Origin of the sequence: Bacillus sp. CD3-5, assembly GCF_006349665.1 — a bacterium.
In the GTDB taxonomy this organism is placed as follows: Bacteria; Bacillota; Bacilli; order Bacillales; family Bacillaceae_G; genus Bacillus_A; species Bacillus_A paranthracis.
Genome location: NZ_VEPX01000006.1, coordinates 74,477 through 89,951 on the forward strand (window position 1 = coordinate 74,477; position 15,475 = coordinate 89,951).

Genomic DNA, 15,475 nt, shown 5'->3' on the forward strand with positions numbered 1-15,475 from the left:
ATGTGTATAAGAATATAATACATATTCACAGGGGCAAACGTCAATAGAATTCAATGATATCCACGTACTGTTTCACGTTACCCTCTATTCAGCTTCTTGATTTACGACTATATCCTTATTCCTATAGTCTAAGTTGGTACGTATTTGAAGCTTTCCCCCTGTCCTACTGTAACTAACAATAGCCCCTGTTCTTTTAGTTCTTTTAGTCCTTTTATTGCCTTTGATGTTGTATTACGATTAGCCCTTAAATAGTCTTGTAACTGGTTATAAGATAACTTTACTGGTGCTTTATCCGCTTCTAATTCTTTCATAATATATAGTAACAACAGTTCTGTTTTATCTAAGTTAGTGCGTTTGAACAGTGCCAACCGCAATCCCCTTCCCTTATTCTGTCATTTAGCACTCATACTAATGGTGCCTTACACTTCATATAGTACATATTAATTACTATAAAAACAATAACCCCCCCCCTTAACTTGTAGGCTATATATATTAAAAAAACTTATGCGTAATTCACATAAGTCTTACTTTTGTTATTCATAAGTAATTATTATTGGTCTTCGCAATTACATAAGCTAGAAAACAATTCTTAAAAGGATGAACCAATAATGCACCACTCTACAAAAATAGACTTGATATCTATTAAATATAGTAGTCAGGATTTTCATCCATTTTAATTAAAAACTCCTCTAAAGAATCCGCTATTTTTACGTCCTCAGAGTAAATTGGACATTGACCTAATTCATTTTCCTGCTTAAATTTAATTGTTAAAAAGCTAAGTTCTGTTACTTCAAAAAACACCAATGATTCTTCATCATCTACACCATCTATATTAGGGTCATATTCATAGATATCTTGTCTCAAACGAAAATCCGCAACAGAAAATGGGTCCATAAATCTGTTAAAAAAGAACTTACTTGATGCCTCTAAAAAACCATAACCAATTTCTTTATAAAAAATTTTCAATTCTTTAGGGAATTTCATTTTTAATAAATCTTCTGCTTCCTCTATCTCTTCTTTTGGCAAAAGGTAAAAAATAGGGGTTTGATTAGATTTAATACTTTCGTCTGCTACAATATGTTTTTTCAAAAAGTTAAACATAATTTTTACTACCTCCTTATTACAGAAGGGCTGTTTTCAATGCTTCTTCAAGCATTGTATTGAAATCATTATATGTTTTCATCACTGTGCCAGATGGTTTATCAAGTTCTAAGCAAGTACCATCAGATAAGTTTTTACAAAACCAAGCAATACTTGAATCTCCAAAGAAAAGATACTCTTTTTGAAATTCATTTTCATACCAAATCTTATTCGTGTCTATAAATCCACAAATCGGTTCGTTTCTTTCTGTTTCTAGTAAAGAAGGGTCAACTCCATAAATAACTAGTCCACCAAAATCTAAACCATTTACGTTTTTAATAAACTCCTCAAATTCACTCGGTAAATCAACATTAAATTTCTCTTTCACACGTTCTCTTAATCTATGAACTTCAGTATCTGTTGCTGGTGTGTTCAGATTAAAGTTAACACTTTTCAGTATATCTTCAATTTCTAAAATCAGATTTTTCCACATATAAATTTCACCATTGCTTCAGCTTGAATCTGTTCCAAAATTTCTTTTTCATTTCCCTCATAATTGTTTAACATTCTTAGAATTTCTGAAACCTTTGCATCTATGTTACTAACTCCTATCAGTTATTTTAGGACTTTTTTTACATGTCCGTTTCTGAATCCCATACCTCTATAAATTCAAAACCTTTTAAATCACTTTCTAACACTGCATTTCTAAATTCATCTGATACAAAAACGGAAGTAGGATGGATTCTTTGATTTATATATACTTTAAAAATCATTTCATTGTGAACAATGTTAGGAATAAATGCGAATTTTTCACATCCTATTACTAAACCTGTGATTAATTTTTTAAAGATTGCTTTATTACTATCAATTGCATCTAGTACATTTAAAACATGGACTACATAATATACTTCATTTGTTTTATTATGAACAAGTGGAAGAAACTCAACATCAGTACCTATTAAAGGTTCTAATAAATTTTTTGCTTGTTCACTAATCATTATTGAACCAGTTTCCCCCCAAAAATGCGGACAGTCGCTAGGTTTATCTCCTTCTATACATTCAATAAATATTTCTCCCCATGAATCTAGTAAAATTGCAGTGGAGTTGAACTTCCCTTCAAAATATTTTTTATCCTCTTTATATTTCAATAGCTGGAAAGACTGGCAATCATCAAACGAACTTCTCAATTCCCAAATTTTCATTTTTTATTCTCCTTCGAGATTTAATATATTTACAAATTATTTCGATTTATTTAATTTTAAACTCCCCTCTAATAAACGTATCCTTATGTCATGTAGGGCTGCAATAGCATCAGCTTGAGTACCACCGTATACTTTAACTTCTTTTAACACTCTAGCCACTTCATCTGCATATTCTGCTGAATGACTACCGATATGTAATGCTTCAGTAGTTACATAATCATTCAATTTATATGGTAAAAATACCCCATTAGCAGCAGAATCAGGATGTATCCCAAACTCTTCTAATAATTCTTGTACGAGTGCCGCCCTTTTATCATTCCAAGGTCCGATGTGATGTGCTGCATTAGAATATGGGGGTGGTTCAATCCCTGCATCCTTAAGTTCTTCACGTAATATTTTAGATGCTGTATACGAATCAGGATACTCATTTTTCACTTCAACTCTATCAAGAACTTTATCCGCATAATCTTTTATTACTTCTTGTACACCTTTAACTCTACTTCTTCCACCAGTTTCAGAAAACATAAATGTATCACGGGCTTCTTGTAAAGCTTCAAAAGTTTTTATCTGATTGCTACCAAAGCCACTAGTACCTGCAAATGCAAATCGTTCTTTTAATGGTAATTGATTCGAAACGGACGAGATACCTTCTGAGAATTTTGTTAGATTGGTACCTTTTGAAAGTGTAGTTACTTTACTTATTCCTTTATCCCCAAGCCATCCCAATCCAAGCCCCATAAAAACACTCGTTCCCCATTTTGTACGACTTTCCGCATCACCATGCCAAAAATCATTCATAAATGAATCCGAAACAGCATTCCAAGCAGTAAAGGTTGTCTCTATAGGGTGACCTATAGCATACTTAATATTTTCTTTTGTTACTGTATCGTCTAGTGAATCAAATCCTTCTACAATCCCCCCAATAACTTGCCCAGAACCAACGTATATACCGTCCCAAATTTTTCTAAGCATAGATTTTTCAGAGGGTTTGCCGCACATTGCCCCTTCTTCTACCTTTTCATCTGATAAATTCCCATCAACTAAATTACCATCATAACGTTCATCAGCATTACGAAACTTTTCAGCAGCGCGCATTAGTTCTTCTGCAATCTTATCAAATTCCCGAAACACATTAAACATTTGAGGTTTTGTTTCATTAAACATCTGATAAAACCTTTGACTCGTTGCACCGTTCCACATTGCAGCTACGTATTCCGTTTGGTTATATAAATCTTGCTGTCTGCTATTTAAAACAAATAAACACGGAAATCCTATCAAAAATATACCTCACTTAACTTCTTCTTTGCAGAATCAAGCATCCATCTTACTCTTTCGGAGTGATTTATATAATATAAACTAAAACTTTAATCAGTCGATTTTGTTCGTCCCCATTAATTATTATTCGAACCAATTGGGCGGTTACAGGCAGTTGATCTCCCGCCAATTTTCAAGACAGGAGTCTTACCGTCCATTAATGCGAGATAAATCACCTAAATCTCAATATGATAATTGTGTGCTTTCTATCAACAAAAAACCTCCTAATTCTTGGAATTAAAATACCAATAATTAAGAGGTTTTTAAATTAACCGCCAATTACCTATGTACTTTATTGCCTACATACGCAATTCGTTGGTTATTAAATTTTGTTATGAAATACGCTTAACACCTTGACACAACAACGATTAGCTAGCCTTATGTTCAAGTCTCAGCTTATCCGCAACCATTGCGATGAACTCAGAGTTCGTAGGTTTTGCTTTTGACATAGATACTGTATAACCGAATAAGGACGAAATAGAATCGATATTCCCACGACTCCATGCTACTTCAATTGCGTGACGGATTGCACGCTCGACACGGCTTGCTGTTGTATTATATTTCTTCGCGATATCTGGATACAATACTTTCGTAATAGATCCAAGTAATTCGATGTCATTGTACACCATAGAAATTGCTTCCCTTAAGTACATGTACCCTTTAATATGAGCAGGCACACCAATTTCATGAATGATACTCGTAATGCTTGCATCTAAGTTTTTCGGTTTTCCATCTACTGTTGTTGCTGATCGGAAAGATGGCAGTGGACGTTTAATAGTAGCGTTCGCTTTACCGCTCACTTGACGAATATGACTCGTTAAATTCTCCATATCAAATGGTTTTAATATGAAATATGACGCACCTAAGTCAACTGCTTTTTTCGTCACATCTTCTTGTCCAAACGCTGTCAACATAATTACGCTAGGCTGTCTTAACCTTTCAATATGGCGCATTTTCTCTAGTACAGCTAACCCATCTAAATGTGGCATAATAATATCTAATACAAGTACATCCGGCTGCTTATCTTTTAATAAATTTAAACACTCTTGACCATTATAAGCAGTACCAATTACTTCCATATCCTCTTGAGCAGCTACATAACTCTCTAGCATTGATACTAATTCTTTATTATCATCCACAAGACATACTTTAATTTTCTCCACAGCTTTTCCTCCCTTACCGAATCGATTCTCCGACATGTGTATCCTTCTAGGCTACATGAATTGTTCGACAATTGTGTGAAAATTCCCTTTTAAAGTTTGTTACTTTCCGATAAAATCACAAAAAAATATGTTTATCGTTTATTTATTCCTTTTCGCAACACATTCCATCATAGAAAAACAACGAAACGTTCAACCCTTTCCTTTTATTTTACAACAAAAAACACCTCTTGCGGAGCTTTTACAAAATTTCAACGAATTTTTCAATAGAAAAACGAGCTAATTATTAATTAGCTCGCTTTTCTTTCTTGATCATAAATGTTAATTCCAGCCTCATGTAACATCCATTCAATATGAACACCATATCCTGATGTTGGATCATTTACAAATACATGTGTAACAGCGCCAATTACCTTTCCATTTTGTACAATTGGACTTCCGCTCATCCCCTGTACGATACCACCTGTTTTCGCTAATAAACGTTTATCTGTTACTTTTATTACCATGCCTTTTGTTGCCGGAAACTTTTGCGGTACTGTACTCACAACTTCAATATCAAACGCTTCCACTTTATCTTGATCAATAACCGTTAATATTTTTGCTGGTCCTTCTTTTACTTGATGAGATAGTGCAATAGGCATTGCTTTATCCATTACGCCATTTGTCATATTTGTATTCAATTTGCCAAAAATACCAAATGGACTATTTATTGTAATATTGCCAATCACTTCACGATCAGGTGAGAACCTCGCTAATTTCTCCCCTGGATTCCCATGACTACCTCTTTCAATTGATGTAACTGTCGAACGCATAATTTGTCCATCTTCGACTTGAATCGGCTTTTTCGTATCATTATCAGAAATAACATGACCAAGTGCCCCATATTTCATAGAATCAGGATGAACAAATGTCATTGTTCCGATTCCAGCTGCCGAATCACGAATATATAAACCAATGCGATAAGACGATTCTCCACTGTCTTTTTGTGGTGTTAATTTAGTGCGGATATGCTTTCCATCCCTTAGCAAAACGAGATTAAGCGGTTCGCCTGTTTCCCCACTATTATGAATAAATGGTGCTACATCACTCATTCTTTCAATTGTTTTACCATTAATTTCAGTAATCATATCTCCAATTTGCACACCAGCTGTTTCACCAGGAGATACTTTCCCTTTTTCAGTTTGAATTAAATGATGGCCTACAACAAGTACCCCTTTTGTGTTTAACTTTACACCAATTGATTGTCCACCTGGAATAACTTTGAAATCTTTTAATACTCTCACATTTACTTTTTTCACTGGAAAACCAGCAAGCTGAAACACCATATCTGCTTCACCATTTTGATGAGAATTTACCATAAGTCCTTGTTTTTGTTCATTTGAACTTACTGTAAACACATGACGATCTGTAGATGAAGCTTTAAATACTGGTAATGAAGCTATTTCTGATTGTTGTCCTTCAAAAACAACAAGTTGCTTCGGAGATGAAATAAACGTCCGAAGCGGTTTAAAACACCCAATAAAAACTAAAGAAACAAGGAGAAAAATACCTATTATTTTGCGAAATCTTTCTAATTTCAATTTGTTCACTCTCCTCGCTCCTACCCCACATTCAGCCTTTTGGCTTCACTTTTTAATCTCTCCTTGCAATGCTTTATTTATAACCGGAAGAATTAAGAAATCATCATTTGAGAAAAAAAGCTATCCATTACTGGATAGCCTCTGCTGTCTGTTTAAAATGATGCGCTTGCGTAAGTAATTCTTTCGCATGTTCTGTCGTTAAATCTGTAATTTCCACACCAGAAATCATTCGAGCTATTTCTGTTACTTTATCCTCCATAGTTAAAACGGTAACTGATGTAATTGTTCGATCATTTGCTACTTGTTTTCGAATAAATAAATGCGAATCCGCCATTGAAGCTACTTGAGGTAAGTGCGTAATACAAAGTACTTGTGAGTTTACTGATACTCGATAAATCTTTTCCGCAATAGCCTGTGCGACCCGGCCACTTACACCAGTATCCACTTCATCAAAAATAACAGATGCAACACCTTGATGCTTAGAAAAAATGCTTTTTAAAGCTAAAATAATACGGGATAACTCTCCACCAGAAGCAACCTTTGAAAGTGGTTTTAGCGGCTCACCCGGATTTGTTGAAATATAAAATTCCACATGATCGTAACCATCCGCTGTAAGCCTTACCGGTGCTCCCTCCACGAGAGGCTCTTCTGCATTTCCTTCTCGCTTCATAATTCTCACTTCAAATTTTGTTTTTTCCATATATAATTCTTTTAATTCCTGATGAATGGCATTTGTAAGATGCTCTGCAAGTTCATGACGCATATTACTTAACAACGTTGCTTCTTTCAGAATAACACTTTCTAATTCCTTCAACTGTTTCTTCGTCGTTTCAATATGAACGTCTTTATTTTCAATCGTAAAAATTTCTTGTTCAATTTTATCAGCATACGCTAAAATCTCTTCTACAGTATTTCCATATTTTCTCTTTAGCATACGAATTTCATTTAAACGCGTTTCAATTTCATCTAAGCGATTCGGATCATATTCCATCATATCGAGCTTTTCTCTTAGTTGATAGGCAACTTCTTCTAATAAATAATAACTATTGGCAATGGAATCATGATTTTCTTGATACACTTCATCTAAATGTGTAATACTCTCCATTTGTCCCATTGCGCTTCGTACATTATCTAACCCTTGTCCGTCAGCACTTAACGAGCGATACGCATCCCCTAATGCTTTGTAAATTTTTTCGAAATTAGAAATTTGCAATCGTTCTTCAGTTAAGTCATTTTCTTCATCTATCTTTAAATCCGCTTTACGGATTTCTTCATGCTGAAATTGAATTAAATCTAAACGATGTGCCATTTGTTGTTCATTTTCACTTAACGATTTCAACTGTTTTTTTAATTTCTCATAGTCAGCATATACGTTTTGGTATATATCTAATTGTTTAACGATACGCTCTCCATCAAAATGATCGAGCATAAATAGATGACGTTCTTCATTCATTAAGTCTTGCGTTTCGTGTTGTCCATGAATATCAACAAGTGTTTTTCCAATTTCTTTTAATACACTAAGGGTAACTAGTTTTCCATTTACACGACATACACTTTTTCCGTTTGCAGCGATATCACGCTTCAAAATAATCATGCCGTCTTCTATTTCTATATCCAACTCTTCTGCTTTTTCAATACATGGATGCTTATCATCTTCCACATAAAATAGCCCCTCTATCTCAGCTTTTTCTGTTCCGTATCGAACAAATTCTGCTGAACCACGGCCACCTACAAGTAAACTAATCGCATCAATAATAATCGATTTTCCGGCCCCTGTTTCACCACTTAAAACCGTTAATCCTTTTTGAAAAGAAATATTTAATGCCTCAATAATAGCAAAGTTTCTAATCGATAATTCCGATAACAATGCCCCATTCACCTCGTTATAAACTAATCCCCTATGAAGGGCTTTTCTCAGTTCTTTATTCAAATAGTCATACTATATGTTTGTATGTATAAATTACTTTTCTAACCGCTCCATTGTACCAAACATTTGTTTTACGGGTCAATCCATCTATTTCCTAATTTTATTCAAAGAAAATATTATATTACAATTAAGAATTCACGTTTTTAACCAATAAAAATATCCTGTTCGCTTTCCACTTTACAGAGGAAAGCAAACAAGATTTTTTGTTACAGCATATTTAAGAAACGATCAGAGACAACACCTGTATCTTCAGGTGTACGGCAAATAATTAAGCAAGTATCATCACCACAAATGGTTCCGATAATCTCATCCCACTCTAAATGATCAATAAGTGCCCCAAGTGAATGAGCGTTACCAGGCAATGTTTTTAGCACAAGCATATGTCCTGCCGTGTCTAATTTTACAAATGAATCCACTAGATTGCGTTTTAATTTTTGTAACGGGTTAAATCGTTGATCTGCTGGCAAGCTATATTTATAGCGACCATCATGTAATGGCACTTTCACTAAGTGCAATTCTTTAATATCGCGCGATACTGTCGCTTGCGTTACATTAAATCCCTCATTACGTAGAATATCAACTAATTCATCTTGTGTTTCAATTTCTTTGTTCGCAATAATTTCCCTGATTTTAATATGGCGCTGACCTTTATTCATACATTTGCACCTCACACTATCTCTTACCATAGTTTAAACATTGGTATACTTCACTTATTTATGTTAACTTATAATTCGTTACTTGTACACAATTGTTTTTACAATCATTATACAATTACAACAAAAAGAGGAACAACATATGTTATTCCCCTTTCCCTTTTTGTTTTAGGACATCATGTGCCTCTGTAACTACTTGCTCAACAGAAATTGGAGAATGATTTTCGCCCTTCTCACGTTCACCATGCCATTTCAGATGAATTAAAAATTCAATATTACCATCCCCGCCCGTAATCGGTGAGAATGTTAAGCCTTCTACGTCGTATCCTTCTTTTATAGCAAAGTCGACAATCATTTCTACGACAGCCTCATGTACTTTTCGATCGCGAACGATACCCTTTTTACCAACTTGCTCTCTTCCAGCTTCAAACTGCGGTTTAATTAACGCTGCTACATCCCCATTCGGCATAAGCATTGTTTTTAAAACTGGCAATATAAGTTTTAATGATATAAACGAAACATCGATACTAGCAAATTGCGGTAAACCACGTTCTAAGTCTGCTGGTGTTACGTAACGGAAGTTCGTTCGTTCCATTACGACAACACGCTCATCTTGACGCAATTTCCACGCAAGTTGATTATACCCTACATCTAATGCATAAGATAATTTCGCTCCATTTTGAAGCGCGCAATCGGTAAAGCCACCAGTTGATGAACCAATATCTATCATAACTTTATCTTGTAAATCAAGATGAAATGTCTCTAATGCCTTTTCAAGTTTATAACCACCACGGCTTACATACGGCATAACTTGCCCCTTCACCGTAATCTCTGTATCTTGTGGGATTTTCTCCCCTGGCTTATCCAATCTCATCTCATTCGCATATACAAGGCCGGCCATAATGGCGCGTTTTGCTTTCTCACGTGTTTCTATAAGCCCTCGCTCTACTAATAGTACATCTACTCTTTCTTTTTTCGCACTCATTTGTTACGCCCTTTTTTGTTTTGATGGAATCATTGTATGAATACGGTCTACAACAGCATCTGTCGTTAAACCGATTTCTTCTAATAATTTTGTTACACTACCGTGTTCTATGAAACGATCTGGAATACCCATTCGTTCAACTAACGCACTATGGTACCCGTTCTCAGACGCAAATTCAACTACTCCTGTTCCAAAACCACCAATTAAGCAAGCTTCTTCAATCGTTAAAATTGGTATATTTTTTCCTAAGAGATCATGTAAATATGCTTCATCCATTGGTTTAATGAAGCGAGCGTTCACTACTTTCACTGAAATACCAGCCTTTTCAAGACGCTCAGCCGCTTCCATTGCCATTGGTATTGTCGTACCAAATGTTAAAATAGCTGCTTGTGTACCTTCTTTTAACGTTTCCCATGAACCGATTGGAATCGCCTTTAATTCTTCATCCATATGAACGCCAAGTCCATTACCACGCGCATAACGTAATGCGATTGGTCCATCTTCATATTGCATCGCCGTGTATACTAAATGTTGCCCTTCATTTTCATCTTTTGGCATCATAAGTACCATATTCGGCAAGTGGCGTAAAAATGAGATATCAAATACACCTTGATGCGTTTCACCATCTGCTCCTACTAAACCAGAGCGATCAATTCCGATGAAAACATTTAAATTTTGGCGGCATATATCATGAACAACTTGGTCATAAGCTCTTTGTAAAAATGTTGAATAAATCGCTAAGAATGGTTTCATACCTTGCGTTGCCATACCCGCTGCCATTGTTGTAGCATGCTGTTCTGCAATACCTACATCAATCATACGATCTGGGAATTCTTTTTGGAATTTCTCAAGTTTCGATCCAACAGGCATTGCAGGTGTAATTGCAACGATACGCTCATCCGTTCTCGCTAACTTAAGTACTGTTTCACTAACAACAGCACTCCATGCTGGTGCAACTTCTTTCGGTTTAACGAAGTCACCTGATTCAATTTTATAAGGTCCTGTTCCATGCCAAGTGCCAATAACATCACTCTCAGCTGGTTTGTAACCTTTTCCTTTTTTCGTAATAACATGAACAAGCACTGGGCCTTTTGTTTTCTTTGCATATTGCAACGTTTCGAATAACTTTTCATAATCATGCCCATCGACTGGACCTAAATATGTAAAGCCTAACTCTTCGAAAAAGACACCAGATACTAGTAAATATTTAAGACTATCTTTTATTTTCTCTGCTGTCGCAGCAACTTTCCCACCGACAGCTGGGATTTTCTTCAAAATATACTCTAGCTCATCTTTTACCCAATGGTATTTTCCTGCGGTACGTAGACGTCCAAGCACATTATGAAGCGCACCAACGTTTGGCGCAATTGACATTTCATTATCATTCAAAATAACAATCATGTCTGTTTTTTCATGTCCAATATGGTTCAATGCCTCTAAAGCCATTCCGCCCGTTAAAGCGCCATCACCAATGATTGGTATAACATATTCTTTCGTTTTCTTTAAATCACGTGCTAGAGCCATTCCCATCGCAGCAGATAATGATGTCGAGCTATGGCCAGTTTCCCATACATCGTGCTCACTCTCACAACGTTTTGGAAAACCACATAGACCTTGATATTGCCTTAATGTGCCGAATTCTTTTGCACGTCCAGTTAAAATTTTATGTACATAGGATTGATGTCCTACATCCCATAAAAATTTATCTTTCGGACTATCAAATAATTTATGCAGAGCAATTGTGAGTTCTACTACACCTAAATTAGGCGCAATATGTCCACCTGTTTGAGAGAGCTCTTCAATTAAAAACTTACGAATATCCTCACTCAATCCCTCTAGTTCACTGATAGACATCTCTTTCAAAAAACTAGGGTTTTGAATTTGCGTTAGATCCACATGGATCACTCACTTTCATTTCATAATCTGTCAACATGTCAAATATTATAAAAAACATTTACACAAAACAAGAAATTCTCTTTTTTTATTTTTCACCTTGTCCTGCTATTAACCAGTCTATTGCGCCCTAATCTTATTATAAACCATATTTCTTTAGGCGATGAAAAAAATAGCCGCTAACACGAAGTGATAACGGCAATGTAATCTACATATATTTTTGCCAATAACAAGAAAAGAAAAACCTTTTCCTACATTTATATCATAAAATGACGAATGACTCAACAAATGAAAACGCTGTTATATTAGTTATTACGTTTTGCAATCAAATCGCAAATAGATAGTAAATATTCATCTTGTAATTGCAAGGAACTAATAGCATCTTTTGCTTTTGCAATCGTTTCTTCTAAAATATCCTTTGCTCTATCTACAGTAAATAACGTCGTATATGTGCTCTTTTCGTTGGAAACATCACTACCAATCGGTTTTCCAATCTCTTCTTCGGTTCCTTCCACATCTAAAATATCATCTCGAATTTGGAAAGCTAGGCCGATATATTTTGCAAACTCAAGTAATTTTTCTTCCTGTTCTTCTGTGGCATTAGAAAGTATCGACCCTGCAAGTACAGCGAATTCAAGTAGTTTCCCAGTCTTATGCTTATGAATATACTCTAGCTCATCGATCGTAAGCTGTTTCCCTTCCGCTTCCATATCTGCTACTTGTCCGCCAACCATTCCCTCTGGCCCTGCCGCCTTTGCAAGCTCAAGTACAAGTCTCACTTTTTTCTCAGCAGAGATTTCCTTTTGCCCATATGCCATAATAACTTGAAAAGCATATGTCAACAAACCATCTCCTGCTAAAACTGCCATCGCTTCACCAAATACTTTATGATTTGTGGGCTTCCCTCTTCTTAAATCATCATCATCCATACAAGGTAAATCATCATGAACTAACGAGTATGTATGTATCATTTCAAGAGCACAAGCTGCACCTACACCAAGATTTTTTTCTTTACCAAACGCTTGTAATGTTGCAAATAAAAGTAACGGGCGGAGACGCTTTCCACCCGCTTCCAAAGAATATGCCATCGCTTCACGAAGTACATTTGGACATTGTAATTCATTTGCATAGCTTACAAGCTTCTCTTCTACGAAAGTTTTACTTTCTTTCAAAAAAGTATCAAAAGCAATTGTCACTATGCTTCATCTCCTAAAGCAGTAAACGGTTCAAGCTCTCCATCTTCCCCAAGAATAACTGCCATTTGTTCTTGTACGTTCTTCAACTTCTCATCACAAAGCTTAGATAATTCCATACCCTCTTTAAAATAAGAAATTGCTTCTTCTAAAGGTACGTCACCTTGCTCTAATTTAGAAACGAGGTGCTCAAGTTGCGAAATTGCCTCTTCAAAGCTTAATTTATTTTCCATTATTCAATTCACGCTCCTCTATTCCTGATACGCTACAATCTAATATTCCATCTTGTAATTGAACTGAAACAGCATCTCCAAGGCTAACATCTTTCACACTTTTTAACACTTGCTTCTCTTCATCATATACAAGCCCGTACCCTCTCATCATTACTTTAAGCGGACTTAGCGCTTCAAGTTTTTGAGCAGCTCTTACAAAGGCAAATTCTTTCGTTTGGAGTAACGTTTGCATTTCACGTTGCAATTGCTTTTGCAACGTTTCAACTGCTACCTTTGTTTGCATAATTTTTTGAGATGGGTGGTGCTTCTCTAAATAAAACGAAAGCTGTTTTAACTGATTTACCTTTTTATCAATATAGCGCTCTTTCGCTAACACAAGCTGTTCTAACGCTCTATCCAATTGCTCTTCTTTTTGCTCATATACTTGTCTTGGATAACGGAACGCATAAGATTTTTGCAATACTTGTAGTTTTTCTTCTTTTTTATGTACTAACTCTCTCATTGCTCTTTGCAACCTTAAAGTTCTTTGTAATACCTTTTCTTGTAACTCGATAATATTAGGCGCTGCCAGCTCAGCCGCTGCAGTTGGTGTTGGTGCTCTTAAATCGGCAACAAAATCCGCAATTGTAAAGTCTGTTTCATGGCCTACTGCTGAAATAATAGGGATCTCACTCTTGAAAATAGCTCTTGCAACCATTTCTTCGTTAAACGCCCACAATTCCTCAATAGAACCTCCACCGCGCCCAACGATTAGGACATCTATCCCTTCCATTTCATTCGCTGTACGGATCGCTTGTACAATTGAGGGAGCTGCTGACTCCCCCTGTACAAGTACTGGAAACACAATAACATTTCCAATTGGATAACGACGTTTAATCGTTGTTATAATATCACGAATCGCTGCTCCTGTTGGTGACGTAATCACACCTATTGTTTTCGCATAAGGAGGGATTGTTTTTTTATAAACTTGAGAAAACAATCCTTCTTCCTCTAAACGAACCTTTAATTGTTCGTAAGCTAAATGCAGGTTTCCGACTCCGTCAGGCTGCATGTCTTGAATATAAATTTGATAAGAACCACTCGCCTCGTAAACAGAAATTTTCCCTTTCACGAGTACCTTCATCCCATTTTCAGGTCTGAATTTAATATTACGATTATGACCCGCAAACATAACCGCTGCGATTCTTGCATTTTCATCTTTCAATGTAAAATACATGTGGCCACGGCTATGATTTTTAAAGTTGGAAATTTCACCTTTTAACCAAACAGACTGTAAATGCGGATCATATTCTATTTTTGTTTTTATATAGCGTGTTAACGCTGTAACGGTTAAATATTGTTTCTCCATTTCTCTCTCCTCATAGCCGACTCAAATTATTTACAAACGACACCTGCACGCTTAGCCGATTCAACAGTATTATGAAGAAGCATTGTGATCGTCATTGGACCAACACCCTTTGGCACAGGTGTAATGTAACCTGCAACATCTAACACGTTGTCAAAGTCAACATCACCACAAAGTTTTCCTGTTTCTAAACGGTTTACACCAACGTCGATTACAACTGCTCCTTCTTTCATATAATCAGCTGTTACCATTTTAGGCCGTCCTACTGCTACGATTAAAATATCAGCTAATTTCGTTAACTCTTTCATATTTTGCGTCTTAGAATGACAGTATGTGACAGTTGCATTTTCATTTAAGAACAATTGTCCCACTGGCTTGCCGACAATATTACTTCTTCCAATTACTACAACATGTTTTCCTGAGATATCAAGATTTGTTTCTTTTACTAACTCTACAATACCATGCGGTGTACATGGAAGGAATGTATCTTGTCCCGTCATCATACGTCCTACGCTGATTGGGTGAAATCCATCTACATCTTTTTCTGGTGAAATTCTTTCAATGATAGCTTTTTCTTCAATATGTTTTGGTAAAGGTAATTGCACTAATATGCCATTAATGCGGTCATCGCCATTTAAGCGATCGATTTCAGCAAGCAAACGCTCCTCCGTAATGGTTTCAGGAAATTCAATTAGCTCTGAATAGATTCCTACTTGTTCACAGCCCTTTTCTTTTCCTTTTACATAAGAACGAGATGCTGGATCTTCTCCAACTAAAATAACTGCTAATCCTGGTACAATCCCTTGCTCTTTCAACTTCACAACTTCTTCTGTTAATTGTGCTCGTTTTTTCTCCGCAACTTCATTTCCTTTGATGATTACTGCTACCATTTTAAGATTCCCCCTTAAAG

General features: G+C 35.9%; 14 protein-coding genes and 1 pseudogene. All 15 read right to left on the reverse strand.

Annotated features, from left to right (window positions below):
• Positions 1 to 121: 121 nt before the first annotated feature.
• Positions 122 to 368: pseudogene (locus tag FH036_RS13680) on the reverse strand (GntR family transcriptional regulator).
• Positions 369 to 642: 274 nt separating this feature from the next.
• Positions 643 to 1,101 carry an SMI1/KNR4 family protein gene (locus FH036_RS13685; RefSeq protein ID WP_097852508.1) on the reverse strand — a complete coding sequence of 153 codons (459 nt, stop codon included), beginning with the start codon at positions 1,099 to 1,101 and terminating at the stop codon, positions 643 to 645.
• Between the two features lie 19 nt (positions 1,102 to 1,120).
• Positions 1,121 to 1,573, reverse strand: a complete 453-nt coding sequence (locus FH036_RS13690) for a YrhA family protein (protein WP_000265782.1) — start codon at positions 1,571 to 1,573, stop codon at positions 1,121 to 1,123.
• 139 nt (positions 1,574 to 1,712) lie between these two features.
• Positions 1,713 to 2,282: an imm11 family protein gene (locus FH036_RS13695; RefSeq protein ID WP_139895881.1), complete on the reverse strand. Its 570-nt coding sequence runs from the start codon at positions 2,280 to 2,282 to the stop codon at positions 1,713 to 1,715.
• A gap of 36 nt (positions 2,283 to 2,318) precedes the next feature.
• Positions 2,319 to 3,560 carry a WXG100 family type VII secretion target gene (locus FH036_RS13700; RefSeq protein WP_257469599.1) on the reverse strand — a complete coding sequence of 414 codons (1,242 nt, stop codon included), beginning with the start codon at positions 3,558 to 3,560 and terminating at the stop codon, positions 2,319 to 2,321.
• A gap of 404 nt (positions 3,561 to 3,964) precedes the next feature.
• Positions 3,965 to 4,759: a sporulation transcription factor Spo0A gene (gene spo0A / locus FH036_RS13705; RefSeq protein WP_014297988.1), complete on the reverse strand. Its 795-nt coding sequence runs from the start codon at positions 4,757 to 4,759 to the stop codon at positions 3,965 to 3,967.
• Between the two features lie 287 nt (positions 4,760 to 5,046).
• Positions 5,047 to 6,345 carry a SpoIVB peptidase gene (gene spoIVB / locus FH036_RS13715; protein WP_002028467.1) on the reverse strand — a complete coding sequence of 433 codons (1,299 nt, stop codon included), beginning with the start codon at positions 6,343 to 6,345 and terminating at the stop codon, positions 5,047 to 5,049.
• Between the two features lie 118 nt (positions 6,346 to 6,463).
• Positions 6,464 to 8,203, reverse strand: a complete 1,740-nt coding sequence (recN, locus tag FH036_RS13720) for a DNA repair protein RecN (protein WP_000947749.1) — start codon at positions 8,201 to 8,203, stop codon at positions 6,464 to 6,466.
• A 266-nt stretch (positions 8,204 to 8,469) separates the two neighbouring features.
• Complete coding sequence (gene argR, locus FH036_RS13725; protein WP_001032581.1) at positions 8,470 to 8,919, reverse strand: arginine repressor ArgR; 450 nt, start codon at positions 8,917 to 8,919, stop codon at positions 8,470 to 8,472.
• 142 nt (positions 8,920 to 9,061) lie between these two features.
• Entirely contained in the window at positions 9,062 to 9,901 is an 840-nt protein-coding gene (locus tag FH036_RS13730; protein ID WP_001274741.1) for a TlyA family RNA methyltransferase, read from the reverse strand.
• Positions 9,902 to 9,904: 3 nt separating this feature from the next.
• Positions 9,905 to 11,797 carry a 1-deoxy-D-xylulose-5-phosphate synthase gene (dxs, locus tag FH036_RS13735; protein WP_000366458.1) on the reverse strand — a complete coding sequence of 631 codons (1,893 nt, stop codon included), beginning with the start codon at positions 11,795 to 11,797 and terminating at the stop codon, positions 9,905 to 9,907.
• Between the two features lie 302 nt (positions 11,798 to 12,099).
• A complete protein-coding gene (gene ispA / locus FH036_RS13740) occupies positions 12,100 to 12,990 on the reverse strand; it encodes a (2E,6E)-farnesyl diphosphate synthase (RefSeq protein ID WP_000150363.1) in 891 nt (296 codons plus the stop codon).
• A complete protein-coding gene (xseB, locus tag FH036_RS13745; RefSeq protein ID WP_000428423.1) occupies positions 12,990 to 13,220 on the reverse strand; it encodes an exodeoxyribonuclease VII small subunit in 231 nt (76 codons plus the stop codon). Before xseB ends, ispA begins: the two co-directional genes overlap by 1 nt.
• Positions 13,210 to 14,568 carry an exodeoxyribonuclease VII large subunit gene (gene xseA / locus FH036_RS13750; RefSeq protein WP_000415266.1) on the reverse strand — a complete coding sequence of 453 codons (1,359 nt, stop codon included), beginning with the start codon at positions 14,566 to 14,568 and terminating at the stop codon, positions 13,210 to 13,212. The genes xseB and xseA overlap by 11 nt, the downstream gene beginning before the upstream one ends.
• Positions 14,569 to 14,594: 26 nt before the next feature.
• Positions 14,595 to 15,455 carry a bifunctional methylenetetrahydrofolate dehydrogenase/methenyltetrahydrofolate cyclohydrolase FolD gene (gene folD, locus FH036_RS13755; protein ID WP_000226728.1) on the reverse strand — a complete coding sequence of 287 codons (861 nt, stop codon included), beginning with the start codon at positions 15,453 to 15,455 and terminating at the stop codon, positions 14,595 to 14,597.
• Between the last annotated feature and the right edge of the window lie 20 nt (positions 15,456 to 15,475).

Bases quoted from the DNA above. Each gene is read 5' to 3' on its own strand.
- folD (WP_000226728.1), bottom strand. From the start codon at position 15,455: ATGGTAGCAGTAATCATCAAAGGAAATGAAGTTGCGGAGAAAAAACGA.
- FH036_RS13730 (WP_001274741.1), bottom strand. From the start codon at position 9,901: ATGAGTGCGAAAAAAGAAAGAGTAGATGTACTATTAGTAGAGCGAGGG.
- FH036_RS13685 (WP_097852508.1), bottom strand. From the start codon at position 1,101: ATGTTTAACTTTTTGAAAAAACATATTGTAGCAGACGAAAGTATTAAA.
- argR (WP_001032581.1), bottom strand. From the start codon at position 8,919: ATGAATAAAGGTCAGCGCCATATTAAAATCAGGGAAATTATTGCGAAC.
- xseB (WP_000428423.1), bottom strand. From the start codon at position 13,220: ATGGAAAATAAATTAAGCTTTGAAGAGGCAATTTCGCAACTTGAGCAC.
- FH036_RS13695 (WP_139895881.1), bottom strand. From the start codon at position 2,282: ATGAAAATTTGGGAATTGAGAAGTTCGTTTGATGATTGCCAGTCTTTC.
- FH036_RS13690 (WP_000265782.1), bottom strand. From the start codon at position 1,573: ATGTGGAAAAATCTGATTTTAGAAATTGAAGATATACTGAAAAGTGTT.
- xseA (WP_000415266.1), bottom strand. From the start codon at position 14,568: ATGGAGAAACAATATTTAACCGTTACAGCGTTAACACGCTATATAAAA.